The organism is Burkholderia sp. Bp8991 (genome assembly GCF_003853795.1).
In the GTDB taxonomy this organism is placed as follows: Bacteria; Pseudomonadota; Gammaproteobacteria; order Burkholderiales; family Burkholderiaceae; genus Burkholderia.
Genome location: NZ_QTQJ01000013.1, coordinates 1 through 19,651 on the forward strand (window position 1 = coordinate 1; position 19,651 = coordinate 19,651).

Annotated in this window: 17 protein-coding genes and 2 pseudogenes; 9 read left to right on the forward strand and 10 right to left on the reverse strand. The window is 61.0% G+C overall.

The genetic code is table 11. From position 1 onward, the window contains the following. Positions 1–101: 101 nt before the first annotated feature. Positions 102–236: pseudogene (locus tag DIE02_RS16535) on the forward strand (transposase); the annotation flags it as partial. Between the two features lie 190 nt (positions 237–426). Here the strand turns inward: DIE02_RS16535 and DIE02_RS35530 are convergent. Beyond that, positions 427–651 (reverse strand): hypothetical protein, encoded by a 225-nt coding sequence (locus DIE02_RS35530; protein ID WP_185702634.1) that lies wholly within the window; start codon positions 649–651, stop codon positions 427–429. Positions 652–1,198: 547 nt separating this feature from the next. Between DIE02_RS35530 and DIE02_RS16545 the strand changes: the two genes are divergently transcribed. Then, positions 1,199–1,597, forward strand: coding sequence for a hypothetical protein (locus DIE02_RS16545; protein ID WP_124529479.1), 399 nt, complete (start codon positions 1,199–1,201; stop codon positions 1,595–1,597). 417 nt (positions 1,598–2,014) lie between these two features. Here DIE02_RS16545 and DIE02_RS16550 read toward each other — a convergent pair whose 3' ends face one another. Then, on the reverse strand, positions 2,015–2,407 hold the full coding sequence (locus tag DIE02_RS16550) for a hypothetical protein (protein ID WP_124529481.1): 393 nt from the start codon (positions 2,405–2,407) through the stop codon (positions 2,015–2,017). Between the two features lie 461 nt (positions 2,408–2,868). Between DIE02_RS16550 and DIE02_RS16555 the strand changes: the two genes are divergently transcribed. Beyond that, positions 2,869–4,281 carry a competence protein CoiA family protein gene (locus tag DIE02_RS16555; protein WP_185702635.1) on the forward strand — a complete coding sequence of 471 codons (1,413 nt, stop codon included), beginning with the start codon at positions 2,869–2,871 and terminating at the stop codon, positions 4,279–4,281. Positions 4,282–4,290: 9 nt separating this feature from the next. On the opposite strand, the gene DIE02_RS16560 is transcribed toward DIE02_RS16555, so the two are convergent. Continuing rightward, positions 4,291–5,253 (reverse strand): DUF4268 domain-containing protein, encoded by a 963-nt coding sequence (locus DIE02_RS16560; protein ID WP_124529485.1) that lies wholly within the window; start codon positions 5,251–5,253, stop codon positions 4,291–4,293. Positions 5,254–5,463: 210 nt separating this feature from the next. Beyond that, a complete protein-coding gene (locus DIE02_RS16565; protein ID WP_221623417.1) occupies positions 5,464–5,973 on the reverse strand; it encodes a DUF4365 domain-containing protein in 510 nt (169 codons plus the stop codon). 542 nt (positions 5,974–6,515) lie between these two features. Here DIE02_RS16565 and DIE02_RS16570 point away from each other — a divergent pair. Next, complete coding sequence (locus DIE02_RS16570) at positions 6,516–6,971, forward strand: hypothetical protein (protein ID WP_124529489.1); 456 nt, start codon at positions 6,516–6,518, stop codon at positions 6,969–6,971. Between the two features lie 90 nt (positions 6,972–7,061). On the opposite strand, the gene DIE02_RS16575 is transcribed toward DIE02_RS16570, so the two are convergent. After that, positions 7,062–7,511, reverse strand: a complete 450-nt coding sequence (locus DIE02_RS16575; RefSeq protein ID WP_124529491.1) for a hypothetical protein — start codon at positions 7,509–7,511, stop codon at positions 7,062–7,064. A gap of 450 nt (positions 7,512–7,961) precedes the next feature. Beyond that, positions 7,962–8,870 carry a hypothetical protein gene (locus tag DIE02_RS16580; RefSeq protein ID WP_124529493.1) on the reverse strand — a complete coding sequence of 303 codons (909 nt, stop codon included), beginning with the start codon at positions 8,868–8,870 and terminating at the stop codon, positions 7,962–7,964. 190 nt (positions 8,871–9,060) lie between these two features. Between DIE02_RS16580 and DIE02_RS16585 the strand changes: the two genes are divergently transcribed. Then, positions 9,061–10,181 (forward strand): IS3 family transposase gene (locus tag DIE02_RS16585; protein WP_124529495.1). Its coding sequence is split into 2 segments (ribosomal slippage): positions 9,061–9,319 and positions 9,319–10,181, totalling 1,122 coding nucleotides; the frame shifts between segments, so codons are not numbered across the junction. 225 nt (positions 10,182–10,406) lie between these two features. Here DIE02_RS16585 and DIE02_RS16590 read toward each other — a convergent pair. After that, positions 10,407–11,279, reverse strand: a complete 873-nt coding sequence (locus DIE02_RS16590; protein WP_124529497.1) for a hypothetical protein — start codon at positions 11,277–11,279, stop codon at positions 10,407–10,409. 468 nt (positions 11,280–11,747) lie between these two features. Between DIE02_RS16590 and DIE02_RS16595 the strand changes: the two genes are divergently transcribed. Next, the gene (locus DIE02_RS16595) at positions 11,748–14,303 is read left to right on the forward strand and encodes a YjbH domain-containing protein (protein WP_409364368.1); all 2,556 of its coding nucleotides are present in this window, start codon (positions 11,748–11,750) and stop codon (positions 14,301–14,303) included. A gap of 54 nt (positions 14,304–14,357) precedes the next feature. Further along, a complete protein-coding gene (locus DIE02_RS16600) occupies positions 14,358–15,074 on the forward strand; it encodes a carboxypeptidase regulatory-like domain-containing protein (protein ID WP_124529499.1) in 717 nt (238 codons plus the stop codon). A 272-nt stretch (positions 15,075–15,346) separates the two neighbouring features. Here DIE02_RS16600 and rpoD read toward each other — a convergent pair whose 3' ends face one another. From rpoD to DIE02_RS16615, 3 genes are all read right to left on the reverse strand, one after another. After that, on the reverse strand, positions 15,347–17,374 hold the full coding sequence (rpoD, locus tag DIE02_RS16605; protein ID WP_260426236.1) for an RNA polymerase sigma factor RpoD: 2,028 nt from the start codon (positions 17,372–17,374) through the stop codon (positions 15,347–15,349). A 541-nt stretch (positions 17,375–17,915) separates the two neighbouring features. Next, entirely contained in the window at positions 17,916–18,389 is a 474-nt protein-coding gene (locus DIE02_RS16610) for an RES family NAD+ phosphorylase (protein ID WP_124487253.1), read from the reverse strand. Then, positions 18,386–18,814, reverse strand: coding sequence for an antitoxin Xre/MbcA/ParS toxin-binding domain-containing protein (locus tag DIE02_RS16615; protein ID WP_124487254.1), 429 nt, complete (start codon positions 18,812–18,814; stop codon positions 18,386–18,388). The genes DIE02_RS16610 and DIE02_RS16615 overlap by 4 nt, the downstream gene beginning before the upstream one ends. Before the next feature lie 167 nt (positions 18,815–18,981). Between DIE02_RS16615 and DIE02_RS16620 the strand changes: the two genes are divergently transcribed. Together DIE02_RS16620 and DIE02_RS36025 are read left to right on the forward strand one after the other, a co-directional pair. Then, the gene (locus DIE02_RS16620) at positions 18,982–19,296 is read left to right on the forward strand and encodes a helicase (RefSeq protein ID WP_124529501.1); all 315 of its coding nucleotides are present in this window, start codon (positions 18,982–18,984) and stop codon (positions 19,294–19,296) included. Positions 19,297–19,401: 105 nt separating this feature from the next. Continuing rightward, a pseudogene (locus tag DIE02_RS36025) lies at positions 19,402–19,626 on the forward strand (ISNCY family transposase); the annotation flags it as partial. Between the last annotated feature and the right edge of the window lie 25 nt (positions 19,627–19,651).

Genomic DNA, 19,651 nt, shown 5'->3' on the forward strand with positions numbered 1-19,651 from the left:
AGTGCCTTACGATCGAGCAATTGCCTCTCCTGACGTCCTTAAAGTCAGGCGTCAGGTTACGCAATCGCTCCCAAACCCTCCACGGTTTCCTGCGATGAACCAAAAATTACCCCAGTATCCGCAAGAAGCTATGGGGTGGTGCTCTTTGGTCTCCGTCCTACTTTGCAGGAAGTTGCGGCGGTGCACCTATCGAAATTGTGCGCCAGTACATCGAACAGCAGAAAACCCCGCACTAAGCGCAGCTAAGGGCGCCTGCGGCGTCCGCGCTTTCCTTCCTCGCCCTGAAGGACGAGGTTTGACGCGCTTCTCGATCAAAATGACATTCGAAACCCATGTGTCAATTTATCCCGATGTGACATCGAGGAATCACCATTTCTGGTACGTTCGCAAGCGAACACTGATCTCGTAACGAGCAGCTTCCGCTCGTCACCTCAGCCAAGCGAACGGCACCATCAACTTACCGTGGACGGATGGCGTGGCACCGAATGTATCGGTATCGGTATCGGTATCGGTATCGCTGTCGATGTCGATGTCGATGTCGATGTCGATGTCGATGTCGATGTCGACAGTTGATTGTGTTACGGTCAGCCGAGACCATGCGGCACGCCGACGGCCAAAGGCCGACCTGTTGCTAATCTGTGGAGACGGCATGTCCGCATACCACGGGTAAGCATGTGTTCGTCAAGGCTGCCGCCCGCATCAACAACTGTGGTCTGATGCGATCTCTGTTCAGGCTGCGCTAAATTCGACCGTTTGTACCGTAACCGCATTTCCGTCAAATGTGACTGGCTTGCGGCATCAAAAGAACCGGCGATAAAAAACGCCATCGTAGATGTCCAATGCCAGATCCCGTGCGTCGCCAACGTTGGTCGACCCGACTGCATACGCCCTTCGCTTCCCACCCTGACGGTCGTGCTTCGGGCGGGCAACGCGCTATCTCGAGCACTATTCCTCCGATTTGATTCCGCCGATCCAGACATGCATTGGAATGCCCATCCGTTGTGTGCGAGATCCCTTCGGATCCTTCAACGAAGGCGTCATCGGCTTCACTCATGCATCCATCGTTCTTTAGCCCGTAGTCGCGAGCAAATTGCCGATGTGCTGCCGAGAGTTCCCGAACGTCGGGAAGCAGGCCGTTCGTGACGTGGAGTTCGCTCTTGTGCGCATAGGACAGGTGAGCCGAGATGGTGAGTCGGAGTTGGTCGCACTGCAGTCGGCGGAACTGGCCGAAGGCACGTTGCCCATGGTCAACAGCGCGGAGACAATGCAGATGGAGGACACCGCGGCCGCGCCGCAGGGGGCGTTCGAAGTTTCGCTGGGGCGGACCTATCGAGACGAGGGCTTCTTCAACGGCGGCGTGGCGTCCGACCTTCTGCTGGGTGCCGGCGGTGAGCGCATCGAGATTTTCTTCGGCGACGAGAGGGAGCCCATCAGAGGGACGATTAACCGGACGTCAAATTTGAACAAGACGCCGCGCGTGTTCGGGGGCCGGGAGTTGCAGCAGCGCTTCCAATCGCTGCCGGAGTCGACCCCGATGGTCGTCGAGGTGCTGTCGCCGACCTCCATCCGGATTCGCGTCGTCCAGCCGGCCGGGTGAGCCGGGGCTCCACATTCCAAACCTCGAGGCCCTGGGCAAACTGGTGCACCACCATAGCCTGGAACTGCCTCACTTACCGAAGATGCCGCACGTGCGAGTGGGTTGGTGGCAAACGTGTTTTCGCACCGGAAGAATGGCCGTCCGGTCGGGGCCGACTGCTTGCTGCGCGCGCTTTCATGGCTCGGACTCACCATGCGTGTCACCACGAAGGACGGGGCGATTCACATGTCCGTGTTTACGATGGTGCACGGCGACTGAACCATCGGGTCGTCCGACTCCGATGAGGAGTGTGATGCAAGACTACGTGCGTTCAAACGGCTCGACGCCGACGTGATGGGCCACGACCGCATCCAGGCCGCACTGCACTGGTGCCGTCGAAACGTTTTAGCACATTGGTAGTGTCCGCGCAAACACCGGCTACCAATGAAAAACATCGGGGCGGTTTGTCCCTTGTCCTGCACATTGATTGTTCTTTAGGACATTGTTGATTAGTACTCTATCCAAGAATTCGATGCACAAATTGCAGTTGAGAATGTTATTGTCAATGAAGGCCCCCGGCTCGCTTGATTGGATGCAAACGGGTGCCTCGATGACCGAATTCGTGACAATAGCGGGACGTCCTATGACCCCAACGGTATCTGAAATGACGTGGACATTGTTGAAATTTAGCCCGCCGACCGGCCCTTTCATTATCACGCGCCCGTTCGCATCGCGAGGCTTGTCGTCCGCATGGCTATTTTGTGACTTCGTTGCAGATTGATAGGTTTGCTGACCCAGCGCAAACGAAAAAATCATCAACAGAGTCAGCATGATAACTGCGTGTAAGCGGTGCATGGCGTGTCCGAATTGTATTTCATGTATTTGCTAGCCAAATATTAGCCGCAAGGCGTTGATTTTCACACCTACTGTAATACAACGGGCTTCCGACGCCGGCGGTTGCCCATCTTGAGCCTATACCCGATGTTGAAATTCCATCCGTGAGAGGTATCCCTGACGACGGGCTCGTCAGAAAACCGGATGCAGAGCACGTCATCAATATTCCTCGGCGTGCACTTCGCCTGCCGGGGCTTTAGACCAACTATCAAAGCCCCGGTGGGTTGTTGTCCTCGGTCCGCGAGTCCGGATAACGTGCCCTCCACGGTGAAGTGTCACGGCAGTATAGGCACGCGGCCAGGATGACACGGTAGCCCACCGAGTTCGAGTGTAGCCGCGCCCGGTCGCTTGCTATAGTAGCCGCTACTGTCTTGCGCCCTTGCCCGATGAAAGCCGGCTTGACCATCCCTTTTGCCCTAGACCCGCTGGGGCGACTCGTTGACGCCCGCGCGCTTCAGAAGCACGCGCAAGGTCCGTTTCGTTGTGCGGCCTGCCGATGTCCGGTGATTCTGAGGCAAGGTGAAATCAAGGTCTGGCATTTCGCCCACCTTGCGGACGCCAACTGCGCGAGAGGGTTCGAAACGGCCCTCCACCTGCTCGCCAAGCAGATTCTGCTCGAGCATCGGCACCTGCGCGCGCCGGCCCTGGTTTGCGTGGATGAGAGTTCGCTTGGGGAGGACATCACCCTCTGCAATGAGCACGTTATCCGCTGGGCTGCGACGGGCGAAGCCGAGAAGTGGATGGACGGCATCCGGCCGGACTTCGTAGCCGACTGCGGGAACCAGCTGCTGATTGTCGAAGTTGTCGTGACCCACGAGCCCGATAACGACAAGCTGGTGCAACTCGACCGCCTCGCGATGCCAGCCCTCGAAATCGACCTGTCCGACGTCGCACGCGATGTCACCGTCGATGCGCTCACGCATCGCATCCTCGACACCGTCGCAGCCAAACGATGGCTTTTCTACCCCGGCTGGGCCGAGGCGCAGGCCCAGCTCGACGCACGGCTCGCGGAAGAGGAAGCTGAGTTCGCCGCCGAACACGCGCGGGAACGTGCTCAGGAACGCCGCGAGCACGACCTAGCACGACGCGAGCGGGCTGCGGAGCTGGCACGACAGGCCGCCGGCCGACGCAAGCGTGAAGCAGCGTACGAGCGATTTCGCCAAGCATTGGAAGCAGAAAAACAGGCTTTTGTCGCCTGGAAGCTTGGCCTGGCGGAACGGGAGTGGCCGCCGGTGTTCGGCAGCCCGGTGCGCGGCGCTGCCTCCGTGCCGGCGCTTGCGCGGACTTGGCAAGCCGACGTCTTCCGAAAATTCATTCAGGGACAGCGTAGCTTGCGCTCAGCGCCTGCCTTGTCCGTTGAGGTGGTGGCCGAATGGCTTACCGAGCGTTACGCGGTCTTGCCTGCCGCGTCGACCTCACTGCGGGTCGCGGTTTGGGATTTCCTGTCCTTGCTTGAAACGCACGGCTATCTCCGCCGGAGGGTCCGGCAGGAATTCGAGATTCTGAAAGACGCCCTCCTTGCGCCAGGGGAGTTCGAGCCCACACATGCGTTGCATCCGGCTGCTGCCGCGACGCGCGGGCTGTTCTGGTCGCACAATTATGTTGACCAAGAACAACTCCATCTCGCGGCGGAACAGACCGGCGTGCGACTGCCTCACGACGTGATGCGACGCATGAGGGGGCGGCACTCCGCGGCTGGCGCTCCACTTAGCGAGGCTGAGTACACGCATAGCGTGTCGGTCGCATTGCGATTGCCGCTCGGGCAAACGGTCGAGTTTCTAGTGGCGGCCGGATTCTTCGTGCGCGTCTGACATGGCTTTTTATGCGACCGGCACACTTTCCGCGCGATACGCCCTTACACGAGGCCGGAAAACCTTGTCCAGCCTTACTAGGGCATCAGACAGCCAACGGAAATATGCGGGCCACTCTGTCTCATTTGTGATGTCAAATCCCAACTTGCTAATGCCAATGCGACACCGGGCCTGCCCGGGCAACTCCTGCCAGTCCAGTGGACCGCCGAACTCCGCCTGTATGACATCTTTTTCAGCCTCAAAAGCTTTGAATGCACCTTTGTTGACATCGTCAACGCCAAAGCCGGCGCCAAGCCAACCTTCCGCGGACTTCATAGTGGCTGCCATGCCACATTTGCTGCGCCCAATTTTAAAGGCCATCCAACTCTGGGCTCCCGGCGCCTGCGGGATGAGATGCCTCGCATTCTCTTGAAGGTAATCCGCGAAGGTATTCCAGAATTGCAGTTGCAACTGCTTCAATCCCGTCGGCTCTGCAGCGACACTTCGCGCAGTTTCCTTGACAGTGCGAGCCCAAGTATTCGGTCTGCAGACGATGTTGAACTTGGGCGCCGCTGGCGACTCGCCGATGCGCCACAGTTCGATTTCCAGACCGAAAAAGCTGTACTCCTTGTCCGTGATTTCGTTAAGCCAATCGAGCACCGCACGATGCTCTGCGGTGAAAGTCGCAGCGACCCAGATAATCGATTTTGCGCCCAGTCCGGCAGCGTACGTCAGGATTTGGCCCAAATGGCTGTGGTCAGTTTTTTCCAACTGGTTCTCAATCAGCACCGGACCGTCAGTGAGCGTATCAGTGCAGAGAAGGTCAGCGCGGTACGGGCCAACGTAATGCTCCTGTCCAACTACCTCCAGCTCCATACCCAGCGTCCTGGACAACTCAGCCAGACCTTCGTGGGAAGCAAGCCACGGCGTGAAATCAAAGGCTTCGTTAGCCCAGATGTCGCGCAGAACAACGCGCTCGAGCTTTCCTAGCATCTACGTGATACTCCTCTAGTATGTTTTGCAAATCATAACAATTGCACGGGTGCCGAAGTCCCGTAGCCACGGCTGTGACCAACGCGGTGCGCGCGAAATTTGCGCAGGAAAAGGCTCACGCTCGAGGCCCGGCTGCACAAGGGGTCCGCCGAACTGCTGTCAACGCCGATTAAAATCTGTCCCATCGTTCGGCGATTCGTCGAAGTAAAGCTATCGCGGTGCCACATTTTCATGCGCCTCGCATATGCCGATGATGCGCTGGACCAGTTCATCGGCTGAACTGCACCGGTAAGGCGCAAAGCGGTCCGCGCTGCCGTCCGACTTGTTCGGCCGGATGACCCACTTGCTTGCGCTATTGCGTGCGAGTTCCGGCAGCGTCGACATGGGAATAAACCAGGTCACCAGGAAGCCTGTCAGCTCCTCGTTGCAGAGCCCCGCGACCAGATATGCGCGACGCGCCTCGTTGAAGGTCGTTTTCCGGACTTCAAAGTGGGCTTGGTTACCGCGCTCTTTTGTGCCGGGCTTGTACAGGGTGACGGTCCGGCACTTCAGCTGGATGGCGACTGATTGGCCGGTCGCCTTATCCCAGAACAGGCAGTCAATGCCGTCGTCGTCCGCCAGAGGCTGAAACGGCGAAAGCCGGCCGCTGCTCCCTTTCATGACGGCATTGACCAGCAGGTTTTCGCCGATGGCGCCGATTTGTGTGGAGGATAGAGGCATGGTGTCCACGGGGAAATTGAACCCGCCGATTGTCGCGGTAGTGCATGCAGCTGCCAAGCGTCACATCGCGACGGCATTGCGCCGCCTCCCGTCCTTCGTCAGCTTGTCGCCAATCTCCGGCGGCCCGCTGCGGTAAGCGCACAGGTACCGTCGTCGTAGCGCATCACGATGCCTGCACTGCGCCACGAGTAACAAAGCCCCTGGGCGCCTCACGGGTGACGGCAGTTGAATACAAGGCCTGCTTGACGTCTTCGTCGCCCTAAAGGACGAGGATTCCTGGGCCGCTCCGCGGCCTGGCGCAGCGCCGAACCGACGCGGAGATTCAAAACGTCGCCCCACCGCTGCGAATCCTGCATCGGGTATCAGACGTCACGGTGGTCTTCACCGCGTTCCAGCTTACGTCTGTCTTCTACGAACTTCTCCGTTGCGTATTCATCGCCAAGGGTAAAATGCAGCGCACCGGGTATTCCGCAGCTTTTCGAATGCCAGAGAAGCTAATCACAATGCATACGGGGTATAAAAAAACTAGCTCGGGAGGTGTCATGGTGAGGACTATTGCCGCCGCAGCCATGGCGCTGCTGCTTTGCAGCGCGTGCGGAGAGTCGACGAATTCAAACGATGCAACCAGTTCGGCAGCCACGGCCGCTCCGCCTCCGATTGCCCAGCAGGCACCCGCAAGCTCCTTACTGGCAGCGCCCAACCCACCTCAAAGTATTGCGCAGTCAACGGCGCAAGCAAGCACGTCCGAAGGCACAAATGAAGAGGACTGCCGGGTTAAAGCCCAAGTGCTTCGCCAAGTCGCAGAGTATCGCCAACAAGGTATCTCCGAAGCGGCTCTGCTCATGAACTTCAAGAAGACACTCGGGTCCGACAGCCCCGCCTATGGAGGAGCACAAGCGTTAGTGAGGCTCGTCTATCACGGGTTGTTTTCAGATTTATCGCCAGAGCAGGCCGAGAAATCTATGCGGGCCTCTTGTTTAGCGCTGACCAAAAATTGACGCTCGCTCGGGGCGTCATTTCTATCTCGGGTACACCTTACCCCTGAGGCCGCGGCGAACCTTACGCATCGGGACCTACAGTCCCGCTATTTACAGTTCGTGTTCACCATATTGCCCATGCTCATCGATGAGCAGTGGACCGGCGCGCTGGTCAAGTGCACCGTCTGCGGCTGGCGCGAGTTGACGGCCTGCATGTAGTTTGCCCATGCGTTCATGGCTGTTCTCGAGCTGCTGGTTGGCAAGCTGCTGCGCCTGGAGCTGACGGTCCTCGTCCTGCAGCAGGCGGGCCTCCCGATATTGCCGGGCGGCGCTGGCCGCGGCGGTACTAATCGCGTACCGGCGCTGCGCAAACTCTCCGTAGGTGAGCTTCTGCTGGTAGAGCGCGACCACGAGTTCGCTAACCTTCGCTTCGGCTTCCGCGCCGAAGGACACGTCTGCTTCTTTATACGACGTCGGAACGCTCGGGCATTCCCGAACCTTGAGCGGCTTCGCCAGCGAGATGCCAAAAAGCTCAGTCTCGGCAGCCGTGCCGGTGGACACGGGCACAGCCGTCGGTACAGGCTTCGGCACTTCCGGTGTGCCGCTTTGCACCGACGGCGCCAAGCTGGCACCCAACACAATGCCCAATAGCGCGCCACCCTGCACGAGTGGTCGTGTATAACTGGTCGACACGTGCTACCCCGTATGTGGTTATCCACCCCGATGGCTCGGCGTGCACTGCTGCTCCAACACGAGACGCATTCGGGGCGAGTCGGCAGTATGCGAGCCGAAGACTGGAAGCGGAGGCCGCAGACGCCGGCGTGCCGCATCAGCTTAGCCGCCTCGAGCTGCTGGCCCTCGGGCCGGTAGAGCGCGCGCGGTATTGGCGGCGCGCAGCGCAGGCCTGAGCGAAGCCTACCCGCCCGCGGGACTTTCCGACGCCGTCAGCATCACGGCGCCGTACTTTCGGCATTGGCGAGCCAACGTGTAGTGCACGCTGCGCATCGAACCTCAGGGCGACATCGGCACGTGATTCACGTAGTTCGGTGTGACATTGGTGCTGCCGTCGTTATCGCCGATGCTCAGGCTGACCGGCATCGCCGACAGCCCAGTCGACACCGCATAGCCTGACCCCAGCGCGAACAGCTGGTAAGTGTTGGGCGTCTTGGTCGGGGTAATCGACACGTAGAGGCTCCCGCCGTTGACCGTGCCCTGGAAGACGTAGGCACTGCCCCGGGGCGGCTGGTCCTTGAGGAAGGACCTGGCCGGGATGGTCAGGGTAAGGGCGCCGAACTTCAGGATGACGGGCTGAGTGGCGGGATTGATGCCGGTGCTGGTCACGCCGAGCGTGAAGGTTTCGGTGGCTGAAAAATACGAGACCTTCGGCGCCAGGTACACGGTCGCGGCGTATTTTGCGAACGACACGTCGGTGATGAAGGTCAGCGTGTCGATGGCGTAAGCCGAGCCTCCGCCCTGAATCTGAACTGTCACAATCGGGTTGCCCGAGGACGTCACGGATGCGGGCGTCATGTTCCCACTTGAACTGGCTGGCACGACCGTTTGCCCGACCAAAGCACTTGACGCGTCATATGCCGAGATGGTCGTAATTGTGCTTGGCCCGACGTAGGCGGATATCGTTTGCACGTTCCCAATAATGGCGGGGTTCAACGTAAACGTCATCAGGCCCGTCGGCGCGGCGGCGATGTTCGTCGGGGTGTTGGCCGTCCAAGGAGTACCGCCTGCGTTTACCACTATCACACCAGAAGCGGTCACCCCAAGGTTCTGGTATTGATTTGTAAGAATAGTCCCTGACGACACGTCATCGAAGGTCAGCGTGGTCGTTGCCCACGCACCTGGTGCAGCGCCGAGCCCCGCGAGAATCGACACCAGTCCCAGCCACGAACGAATAAGTTTGCGCATGATGTTCTCCTCCTTGCCAACTTCTGACCCGAAGCGAAGAATGTGCCAACCACGGCCGGACATCGCTTCGGGCTGGATTCGTCGCGGTAAACCTAGAAAATCGCTTCATCCGTGATACAGGCGTGACCTGCCCCTGCAAACAGGGCCAGCTGGAGTCTAGTAAAGTTCGTTTTCGGAGAAGAAGACGAACATGAAGAAGCGCTTTACGGAACAGCAAATCATCGGGTTTCTGAAGGAAGCCGAAGCCGGTATGGCGGTCAAGGAACTGTGCAGGAAGTACGGGTTCAGTGACGCGTCGTTCTACACCTGGCGCGCGAAGTTCGGCGGCATGGAAGTCTCGGAAGCCCGCCGGCTCAAGGACCTCGAGGTGGAGAATGCCCGGCTGAAGAAACTGCTGGCCGAAGCAATGCTCGATATGGAAGCGTTGAAGGTTGTCGTCAAGGGAAAGCCCTGAGCTCGCAAGCCAAACGCGAAGCAGTGTCGGCGATTCGGGAGAAGATCAACATCTCCGAGCGCCGCGCCTGCAGGCTTGTCGGGCTTTCTCGCAGCGTGCTGCATTACGACGCGAAACCGGACCACGAGAATGAGGTGCTCGCGGCGCGTCTGGTGGAGTTGGCGCACGAACGTCGTCGATTCGGCTACCGCCGACTGCACGCCCTGATGGAGCGCGAAGGCACGCACGCCAATCACAAGCGCATCTATCGCCTGTACCGTGAGGCAGGGCTGGCTGTGCGGCGCCGTCGCAAGCGCCATGGCGTCATGATTGAGCGCGAGCAACTGGCATTGCCGGGCGCGCCCAACGAGGTGTGGTCAATCGATTTCGTGATGGATGCGCTTTCCAACGGCCGGCGCGTGAAGTGCCTGACCGTCGTCGACGACTTCACGGAAGAGGCTGTCGACATCGTCGTCGACCATGGCATCTCAGGTTTGTATGTCGCTCGGGCATTGGATCGTGCAGCTCGCTTCCGTGGCTATCCCAAGGCGGTGCGAACCGACCAGGGACCCGAATTTACGAGCCGCGCGCTTGACCAGTGGGCGCATGCGAACGGCGTCACGCCGAAGTTGATTCAGGCGGGCAAGCCAACGCAGAATGCGTACATCGAATCGTTCAACGGCAAGTTCCGCGACGAATGCCTTAACGAGCACTGGTTCACGACGCTCGCGCACGCTCGGGCTGTCATCGCGGCATGGCGTCAGGATTACAACGAGCAAAGGCCGCACAGCGCACTGAACTACCTTGCGCCGTCAGAGTTTGCGGCGAAACATCGGGCAACCGCGGATACTCCTGCCGCTTTCCAGGAGCTGGTTTAAAGGGACTTTGCTAGAAGCCCATTGGCTCTATTGAAGGGGGCAGGTCAAATTCCGCCGCACCCCCTTTTCGACCCATCGTAAGCTGACCAGCTGCCGGGTGTCCGGCGCTGTGAGCTTCGATGACTGCGACAGAACGGATCACGATGACGATGCGCGAGTTGGACCGATTCAAGGTCATCCAGGATGTATCCCATCGCCATAGACTATTTGAAATTTTTATTCAAATTAATGCAATTGCACCTCCGAATATAATTGACTCCATAAGCGAGAAAAGCGTGACTGCGCCAGATATGCCGGCATCTCCGAATAGACGAAGAACGGAGTCAGCCCATAGCGTACGCCCTGTCGATCACATTGCCGCAGAAAAGTCGGCCCCGCCTCTGTCGCCGCCTCCAGCAAGCTGCGTAGCGGCATGCCCGCGGTCTCATTGAGCACGACGTGAAGAGTCGGATAGAGTGCGTCACGCTCACGGCACTCGGTTTGGCGACATGCTTCGCAATACGCCTCCCAGCCTTCGTCGGTGTGGTCGATCGGTGCAGGAACGGCCGCGCGGACGTGCGCGGAGACGACGTCATCGAGACATTTTGGATTGCCCTCCAGCACCGCGAGATTCTTACGCCGAAACGCATCTTCGATCAGCGCGCGTTCGGCGTCGTCGATTGTCCGGAAGCCCGCGTAATCTTTATCGCCCCAGGCTTCAGCGTAGTCCCAGTCATACAGTGACCGGATATCGTTCAGTCTCTGCCCTTCGACGACATAGCGCACGAGCGTCAGACACATGTCCATGACGAACAGCCTCTGATTCAACGCGTCCATGATCCTTGCCGGCATTCTGTCGACGAGGTACTCCAGCGACTCCGCGTTTGCGCGCCGGTAGACGCGCACCGCCCGGCTCGCCACGTCCGGTGCGGCGGCCCGGTCATTTAACGGTCCTGCCACGGTCAACAGTTTGACCAGTGACCAGGTCGTCACGGCGGCATAACCCGGATGAAAAGCCACGATTGAAGCGCGATCGCCATAGCCAAATCGCGCGAGCACGTCGAGGTACTGTTCGAGCCGCTCCAAGGTGCGCAAGCACGCATCAAGCGATTGATTCAATACTGGTTTATCCGGTGTTCAAGCGAAAGGCGATCCCGTTCGCGCGCCCGGGCATGCTTATTTCCGTCGACTCAAGTTGTCGGATTTGATCAAGAATCCGGCGCCGATTGCGCTTCCGGTTTCCACTAGACTTACTCGCATATAGGTAACGATCCGTAATACAGCAGCGAGACATGCGAACCCATGGGAAGCGCACGTCTGAATGAAACGATTGCCCGCGGACGTGTACCGCACGGCGTCGGCCCGATCGCCAGACGCATGAGCATGGGGTGAAAGTCGGTCTAATTATAAGTTATACGAATGAAATGATATTGACGACACCCGGTGCCGATTGCGGTCGCCGGGCTTGATTGCGCGAGCGAGTCGCTTCGGGGAACGGTCCACGCGGCAGGACGCGGTGGGCGCGCCAAATCGCTAACGGGCGCGCGATGTTGGGGGGGCGTTGCCATGTGTCGATCACGGTGCCATGTGTCGATCACGGTGCCATGTGATCGGCGCGCGACAGCGATCGGAGTTATGCATACCGGTGCGTCGCGGGTGATGCGGGCACTTCGCCGTTCCGCGGGACGGGGTTGGGTAGAGGATCGAGAGGGATCTTCGATCGCATCGTCGCCGCATGAGCGTTCACGGCCACGAGCGATGCCAGTGCCGCGGCGGTGCATGTCGACGTTCGGCGATGTCGGATGCCACACACGATACGAACAACCAAGTACACGACCGATGACGATCAAGCTACGTGCGAACGCGACCACGAACAAGCCGGCGGCCATTGCCCTGGGGGCAGCGGTGGCATTTTCCCTGCCGGCTGGTGCGGCGGGCACGCCCGTGCTGACATCGCTGGGGCAGTCCGGCGGGCTATTGATTCCATACGGATTCACGCTGCCTGAAGGAACATTCGAGGGGCAATACAACAACTACATCGATCCACGGTTCGGGAAGCAGACGACGAGTTCGGACATCGTCTGGGGCGCGATCGGCCTGTTTCCGCACGTGGAGATATCCGGCGGTCTGGCGAACTATCCAGGCGACGTACGCACGACGGTGCCGGGCTACGACCACATCGTGCTTCGACATCTGATGGCGAACGCAAAGGTCTCGATTCCGAAGTTCTTCACATACCAGCCGGACATCGCGATCGGCATCAATGACGTTGGCGGGCAAACGCATTACTTCCGGTCCACCTACGGTGTCGTATCGCAAGTGCTCGGGCCCGCGACGCTGACGGTCGGCTACGGGCACGGCGACCGGCTCGACGGGGCGTTCGGCGGCGCCGAGCTTCGACTGTGGCACACGGGCCTGTCGCTGCTGGCGGAGCACGATTCGAAAACGCCCTATGCGGGCATCCGCTTCCAATCGCCGCCGATCAAGTGGCTGGCCGACGCGAGCCTCGTGGGCACCGTGATGCGCTCCCTCAGGCATACGGACGGGATCGCGCCGCGCACGTCGTTCTCGATCGGCGTGCAGATTCCGCTCGGTCGGCGGTTCGATGCCGCGCGCTGCGGCGACGGCTTGTGTAGCGACGCGCCGGTTGTCGCGGCAGGCACATCGGCGCCGGACGACACGCTGCGCCCTGCGGCCGCGCTCGCGCCGCTCAGCGCATTCACGCGGATCGAGCCTGCCACGCCTGCGGCGGCGGATGCGTCACGCGACGATCGAGTCATGCCGTCGCTTCACACGCCGCCGGATCTCGTTCGGACCGCCGCGCCGGCAGTCGACGCGGCGCCGGACCCGGCGGCGCTCGACAGGATCGTGCGCGCGCTGACGGACGCCGGACTCGAGCGCGTGCGCGCCGGCATGGCGGGCGCGGATCTCGTCGTCGAATATGAAAACCACCGCTACAACCAGAACGAGGCGGACGCGCTGGGCATCGCGCTCGGCGCGGCGGCGGAGTACGCGCCGAAGGGCGTCGAGACCGTGCGCATCGTAATCAAGAAGGCGAACGAGCCGGTGGGCGAGGTGAGCGTCGATCGGGCGGACTACGCGCGCTTCGTCGCGGGTGGCGCGTCGACCGCCGCCGGCGCGTCGCTGTCGATGCGCACGCGGCCGACGCACGACGCTGATTCGATTGCGTGGGTAGGCAACGCCCGCGCGCACGGGCTCGTACGGATCCAGATCGCGCCGGTCACGCACTACCTCTACGGCACTGAGTACGGCAACTTCGACTACTCCGTGGGCGCGAAAATCCAGGGCTTCGTGCCGCTGTGGCGCGGCGCGGAACTGTATTCGAGCGTGATCGTGCCGATTGCGAACAGCAAGAACATGGACAACGGCCGCGTCTACGACCAATACCGCTTGCGCGGCGGGCTGTCGACCGTTGCGCTCGTGCAGAGCTTCTGGATTGCGCCGCGCGTTTTCAACGTGACCGCGCTCGGCAAGTTCGACCTCCAGTACCTGGGCGTCGAGAACGAGACGACCGCGTTCGTACCGGGCCGTCCCGACGTGGTGCGGCTGAAGCTCGCCTATCTGCATCACGAACCGGGCAAGGATGCGCTGCCGGCGGAGAAGAACGCGCTGCTCACGTACCGGTGGGTCGAGCCCGCATGGAAGATGTGGATCGAGGCAGGCGTCGCGCGCTATGTCGGTGGCGACAAGGGCCCGCTGATCACGTTGACGCGCTGGTTCGACGACGTGTCGTTCAGCGTGCAGGGATGGCATAGCGGCCACGGCTCGTTCGTCGGCGCGTCGGTCAGTTTCCCGTTGACGCCGCGCCAGGGCATGAAGCCGGGGATCGTGCAGATCAACGGGCCCGAGCAGTTCTCGCTCAATTTCCGCACGCGTGTCGGATCGTCGAACTATCTCGCGCAAGACGGCGCCGAGAATCTCGACTTTGCCTACAACGCGCAACAGTTCCTGCTCAACCAGGGGCGCTTCAGCGCCGAGTACTTCGCGACGCAGCTTTACCGGATGCGCGATGCCTACAAGCGCTACGCGCATTCCGCCGGCGTGGAGCCGCCCGCGACGGAGGCGGCGCTGCCGGCTGACGGCGTGCAGCCGTCGACCGCGCGCGAGGCAAGCATTCAATGATCGAGGGACCGGAGAGTCCTCGGGAAAATCGGGTTGATCTAACGGAGAAAATCAATGAAGACCATGAAGAAAGCGGCACTGAGGGCATTGCAAGTCGGCACGTTTGCGCTCGCGGGTACGCTCGCGGCCTGTGGCGGAGGTGACGACAGTCCGAGCACGACGCCTTCGAATGCGTCGTCGGCCACGATCAACGGCACGGCCGCGACCGGCGCAGCGATGGCGAACGCGGCGATCACGATCGTGTGCGCGACCGGCAACGGTTCGGGCACGGCCGACGCGAACGGCGCTTTCTCGGTCACGTTTGTGCTCGCGGGGCCGTGCGCGATCACCGGCACGAACGGGACGACCACGCTGCACTCGTTCGCGAGCGGCGGCGGCACGTTCAACGTGACGCCGTTGACCGAACTGCTGCTGGCCTATCTGGCGGGGCAACTGGGCACGGACCTGAACGGGCTGCTGTCGGGCCTCACGTCCAATCCGACGTATCAAAGCGCGTTGACGAACCCCGCTGTCGTTGCGGCCGCGGCGAATGGGGTTGCCCAGACCATCAAGAACGAAACCGGCGTCACGCTGTCGACGTCCGCGTTCCTGACGACGCCGTTCAAGCCAGGCCAGGCCGGCCAGGATTCGGACCTCGAAGCGCTGAAATCGAAGGGTGCGCTCGGAGGAAACGGCCAGCCGTCTGCGACGTTGCTCGGCAAGGTGGGTGACGCCGGCAAGGCAGCTGGCAAGCCCACCGGCGGCACCGGCGGCAGCGGCAACCCGGCGTAACGGCGAGCGAAGCCGCGCGCGGCGCCATGCGCGCGGATTCACACCCGGCGCGTTGCCCGCCACGCGGTTCGATGTCGAACGCGCGCGCCGGGGCAACCGTGCCTTGGCGGCTGATATGACGCCCCGTGTCAATCGGGTTCGTTTTTTCAGTTTTCGAAGGCACGTTGCCTGAATTTCCCGAGGGCGACGTAGCAGCAAATCTCGCCGGGCATGCCGCCTGCCGACTTGTTCCGGCCAGCGAAGTGAGTTCGAGGGTGAAAGACGAAATTGCCTCAGCGCTCAAGAAAGGGCCTGAGCTTGTCTGCACGGCTGGGATGCATCAGCTTGCGCATCGCCTTGCTCTCAATCTGACGGATCCGCTCGCGGGTCACGTCGAACTGCTTGCCGACTTCTTCAAGCGTGTGATCGGAGTTTGTGTCGAGCCCGAATCGCATCCGCAGAACCTTGGCCTCGCGCGGCGACAACCCGGCGAGTGCCTCGTCGATCGCCGCGCGCATGTTCGCGTGAATCGCCGCCTCGGCCGGCGAACTCGCCGAGACATCCTCGATCATGTCGCCGAGTGTTGCATCGGCGTCGTCACCCACCGGGGTTTCGAGCGAGACAGGTTGCTTGGCGATCTTGAGGATACCGAGCACTTTCTCCTCGGACATCTCCATGCGCTTTGCCAGCACTGCGGGATGCGCTTCCTGCCCTGTCTGTTGCAAGATTTCGCGCGATATCCGATTCAGCTTGTTGATCGTCTCGATCATGTGGACCGGCACGCGAATGGTCCGCGCCTGATCGGCGAGCGCACGCGTGACAGCCTGCCGGACCCACCAGGTCGCGTAGGTCGAGAACTTCCAGCCGCGCCGGTATTCGAACTTGTCCACGGCCTTCATCAGGCCGATATTGCCCTCCTGGATCAAATCCAGGAACTGCATGCCGCGGTTCACGTATTTCTTGGCGATTGAAATGACAAGACGAAGGTTCGCCTCGATCATCTCGCGCTTGGCCTGCCGCATTTTCAGTTCCGCGGCACTCATCTGGCGGTTGATCTGCTTGAGCTGCTGGAGCGGCAACGAGACCCGGGACTCGATGTCGACGAGTTTCTGCTGCGCCGCCTGAATCGCCGGCTGATGCCGCTCGAGCGCCGCGCCAAACTGCTGCGAGGTCGCCGCCGCTCGGGTCGTCCATTCAAGATCGGTCTCGTGGCCCGGGAACGAGTCGACAAACGCGTCGCGCGGCATGCCGCAACGGTCGACAGCAATCGCCAGGATACTGCGCTCGATCGCGCGAACCTCAGTCACTTGCCCATGGACAATTGCGCACAGGCGGTCGATGGTCTTGGCGGTAAAGCGGATCGGCGCGAGCTCACACTGGATCGCCATGCGCACCTGCGCAGCGGCTGCGGAACGGGCACCGCCAGTGACAGGCACATCGGGCAACTGCTCGAACAGTGCACGCACGCGTGCGAAAATCGCAAGACTGTCGTTCGTGAGTTCTTCGAGGCGCGCCGCGTTCGCCTTCTCCGAATCCCCGGCATCCGTTTCGACGTCGTCTTCGTCCGAATCATCGTCGGCGGCGAGTGCTTCCGCATCCTCTTCTTGGGACTCCGGCGTCATTTCGCTTTCATCGGCGTCGACACTGATGCCATCGACCAGTTCGTCGATGCGGAGTTCGCCTGCCACGATGCGGTCGACATCGGCAAGAATCGTGGACACGATCGACGGACACGCGGCAATCGCTTGAATCATGTCCTGTAGACCATCTTCGATCCGTTTCGCGACCTCGATTTCACCGGCGCGGGTCAGCAGTTCGCTGGCCCCCATCTCACGCATGTACATCCGAACCGGATCCGTGGTGCGGCCGAATTCGGAATCGACGGTCGATAGCGCAGCTTCCGCCTCCTCGTCCGCCTGATCGTCGGATGCCACGGCCGGCGCAGCGTCGGTGAGCAGGAGCGCTTCGGCGTCCGGCGCTTGTTCGTACACGGCCACGCCCATGTCGCTGAACGTGCTGACGATGGTGTCCATCGCCGCCGTTTGAGCAAAGTTGTCGGGCAGGTGATCGTTGATGTCCGCGTGGGTGAGATAGCCGCGCTCGCGACCGAGCGCGATCAACGCGCGCATCTGGTGCTGGCGCTCCTCATTCTGGCGTGCCAGTGACGCGATGTCCGTCGGCGTCAGGGCCTGGGGCTTTCCCTTTGACACACGGCGGCCGGCTTTTGCCGTGGCTGTGATTTCAGGGGATGTGGAATCGTTCCGATCAGAAATTGCCAATACATGCTCCTCGACAGATGAGCCGACGATCGTCGCGAGCATGACGCCAGAATGGGTTGCCTGCCGGGATGCGAACGGAATCGTGATACGCAAAGATGGTCGAGGCCGGGACGCCTCGCTCGAAATCCGTATGCGCAGCTTGTGGGGGGCGTGAATGATACCGGAAAGTATTGTGCGGCACAACACGGGCCCCTTGGATTTCCATGCACTTTACCGGTGTAGCCCGCTATAGCTGCGATTAAGGGGGTAGCAGTCGCCTCCCCCAACCGCCCCTGCACAGGAACGAGTTCGGTCACCTTGCGGCCATACGTCGATGGCGAGGTTGAAATTGACGTTTAGAGAAAACTCATCTGCCGAGGATCCCGCTCCGGCATCTTGACCGACAGCACATCTTTCGCGGCTCTACGCATTCGTGCAACAAGCGGTACGCCGACACCGTCAATCGTGAGCCCGAAGCCATACGCTTCGATGTCGACTCGCTTAAGCTTCGGAACGGGTTCCCACATCGGCTTCCAACCGTGCGTCGCGGTACGAGCGAGCAACCGACGCCTCGAAGGTTGGTTAGCAGACCACCATCAAGCATTTATGATCGGCCAACTGGCGGTATGGCAAAAAGTCGCTCGTCCCACACGACCGGTTGTGGATCCGTCACGATGATCCGCGCGGTGTCAGGATGCGCCAGATTCACGAGCACGTTGAACTCTGCACGGACGACGACGGAAGGGACGATCAGGAGTGCTGTACGCGATTCTGCCATCCATTCGTCGCCGAACTGCCGTGCTGCCTGCAGTGCCGCCGCACCCCATCCTCTCGGCAACGTTTCTGCCGTATGGCGTTCGACGCTGACGTCGTCGGGAACGGTTGCTTCGACCCATCCGTGGGTTTTCGGCACCTTGCCGATGCGTGCATGCACGAGCACCTCGAGCATCGCACCCGCGAAGGTCGACGCCGCGTAGATGACAGGCCGGCCCGGACTATTAAAGCGGCCACCGACCAGCATCGCGCCGGTGCCGCTCCAGATCGTGTGTCGCGTGTCACCGATGCGAAACAACTTCATGCCGGTAGCCCGTAGAACAGTTTCCAGAGCAACTCTTCAACCCTGCGCGCACCGAGCTCGGTCAGCGCGACGTCGAGCGGCGCCCGTCCCTCAAGTTCAGGATGTGGCGTCGACAAAAATTCCCGCGCGTCCTCTTCGTCGTTCCAGACGTAGGTGGTCGTTGCAACGATCCGGGCCAGACGCTCCGTCTTCTCCGATTCGTCTTGCGTTAGTCGATCGCGGCGGCGCTTGTAGGTCGCTTCGGGGATGATGCGGGCGAGCAGCGCGCGCCGAGCATCGGCGCCTTGCGTCGCGTGTTCGACGCCCGCGCGCAGCGCGGACTTCGGCAGACCGCCGCGCACAAGCGCTTCCAGCTCCGCCAGCGTATGCGGGAGCGGCCGCAGCCCCATGACCGCAGCCACGGCCTCAGGCGTAACGAGTGACATGGCGACTCCCATTCAGTATCATTTGATACTTCATTGTAGCTCAAATGATACCGCCCGCAAGGCGTTCTTGAAAGTTGAGACGCGGAGACGCCTCGCAAGCCGACTGTCGATGTTTGGTGGATCCTTGTGCAGCGTTAGAATAGCGCCCCTTCTCATGGGAGACGACAATGTCCTGGTTCGTTTATGAAGTGCCCGAATACCACGAAGACGCTGCGCGCATCGAACCCTTCAGCGAGCTGCGTAGCCGTGTGCTGAAAGTCGGTGGCCCGGCCATGGCTGACGACCTGGAAAGCGTTCGCGAGAACGCCGCAGCGACAGCGGACACGCCCGAGCGGCCCCTGCGGACGCCGGAGAATCCGCAGGTCTTTCCGATTCCCTACGCCGACTCCATGATCCTGGTCGGGTTCATCTTCGATCTGAAGCGAGAATTCCGGCAACTGGTCGTGTCGCCCGTGGAAATGCCCTGGTTGAACGACGCGTAAACGGTGGTGCGACCGGAAGTCGACGGGAGAGTGACTGCTGTTCCGGGGCCGGGTCCGACTATTCACTGCACGCTTTCGGATACACATGCGTGGAGTGGGACCCGCGCCAACGCTTATGCGCCCTCCTTTACCGCTGCTTACCACACAGGCTTCGCGAAGCCGCCGAAGAACGATTTCAATGCGCATCGGCCGTTGCGGGATGACGAGCATCTGGACACAGTGTTGACCTGGCGTGAAATACGCCGGGTATCAAAATCGCCGGCAGTGCTGCGCGATCGAGTGCTTTATTTGCTGGATGACACACCGGTAAACCGGAAGCTGATTCACCGCACCGGCTGCCGTCGCTCTTCCTCGC

Coding starts and splice junctions, on each gene's coding strand:
- DIE02_RS16570 (WP_124529489.1), top strand. CDS start 6,516: ATGGTGAGGACTATTGCCGCCGCAGCCATGGCGCTGCTGCTTTGCAGC.
- DIE02_RS16610 (WP_124487253.1), bottom strand. CDS start 18,389: ATGAAGTTGTTTCGCATCGGTGACACGCGACACACGATCTGGAGCGGC.
- DIE02_RS16550 (WP_124529481.1), bottom strand. CDS start 2,407: ATGCTGACTCTGTTGATGATTTTTTCGTTTGCGCTGGGTCAGCAAACC.
- DIE02_RS16615 (WP_124487254.1), bottom strand. CDS start 18,814: ATGTCACTCGTTACGCCTGAGGCCGTGGCTGCGGTCATGGGGCTGCGG.
- DIE02_RS16565 (WP_221623417.1), bottom strand. CDS start 5,973: ATGCCTCTATCCTCCACACAAATCGGCGCCATCGGCGAAAACCTGCTG.
- rpoD (WP_260426236.1), bottom strand. CDS start 17,374: ATGCTCGCGACGATCGTCGGCTCATCTGTCGAGGAGCATGTATTGGCA.
- DIE02_RS16620 (WP_124529501.1), top strand. CDS start 18,982: ATGTCCTGGTTCGTTTATGAAGTGCCCGAATACCACGAAGACGCTGCG.
- DIE02_RS16560 (WP_124529485.1), bottom strand. CDS start 5,253: ATGCTAGGAAAGCTCGAGCGCGTTGTTCTGCGCGACATCTGGGCTAAC.
- DIE02_RS35530 (WP_185702634.1), bottom strand. CDS start 651: ATGCCGTCTCCACAGATTAGCAACAGGTCGGCCTTTGGCCGTCGGCGT.
- DIE02_RS16600 (WP_124529499.1), top strand. CDS start 14,358: ATGAAGACCATGAAGAAAGCGGCACTGAGGGCATTGCAAGTCGGCACG.
- DIE02_RS16580 (WP_124529493.1), bottom strand. CDS start 8,870: ATGCGCAAACTTATTCGTTCGTGGCTGGGACTGGTGTCGATTCTCGCG.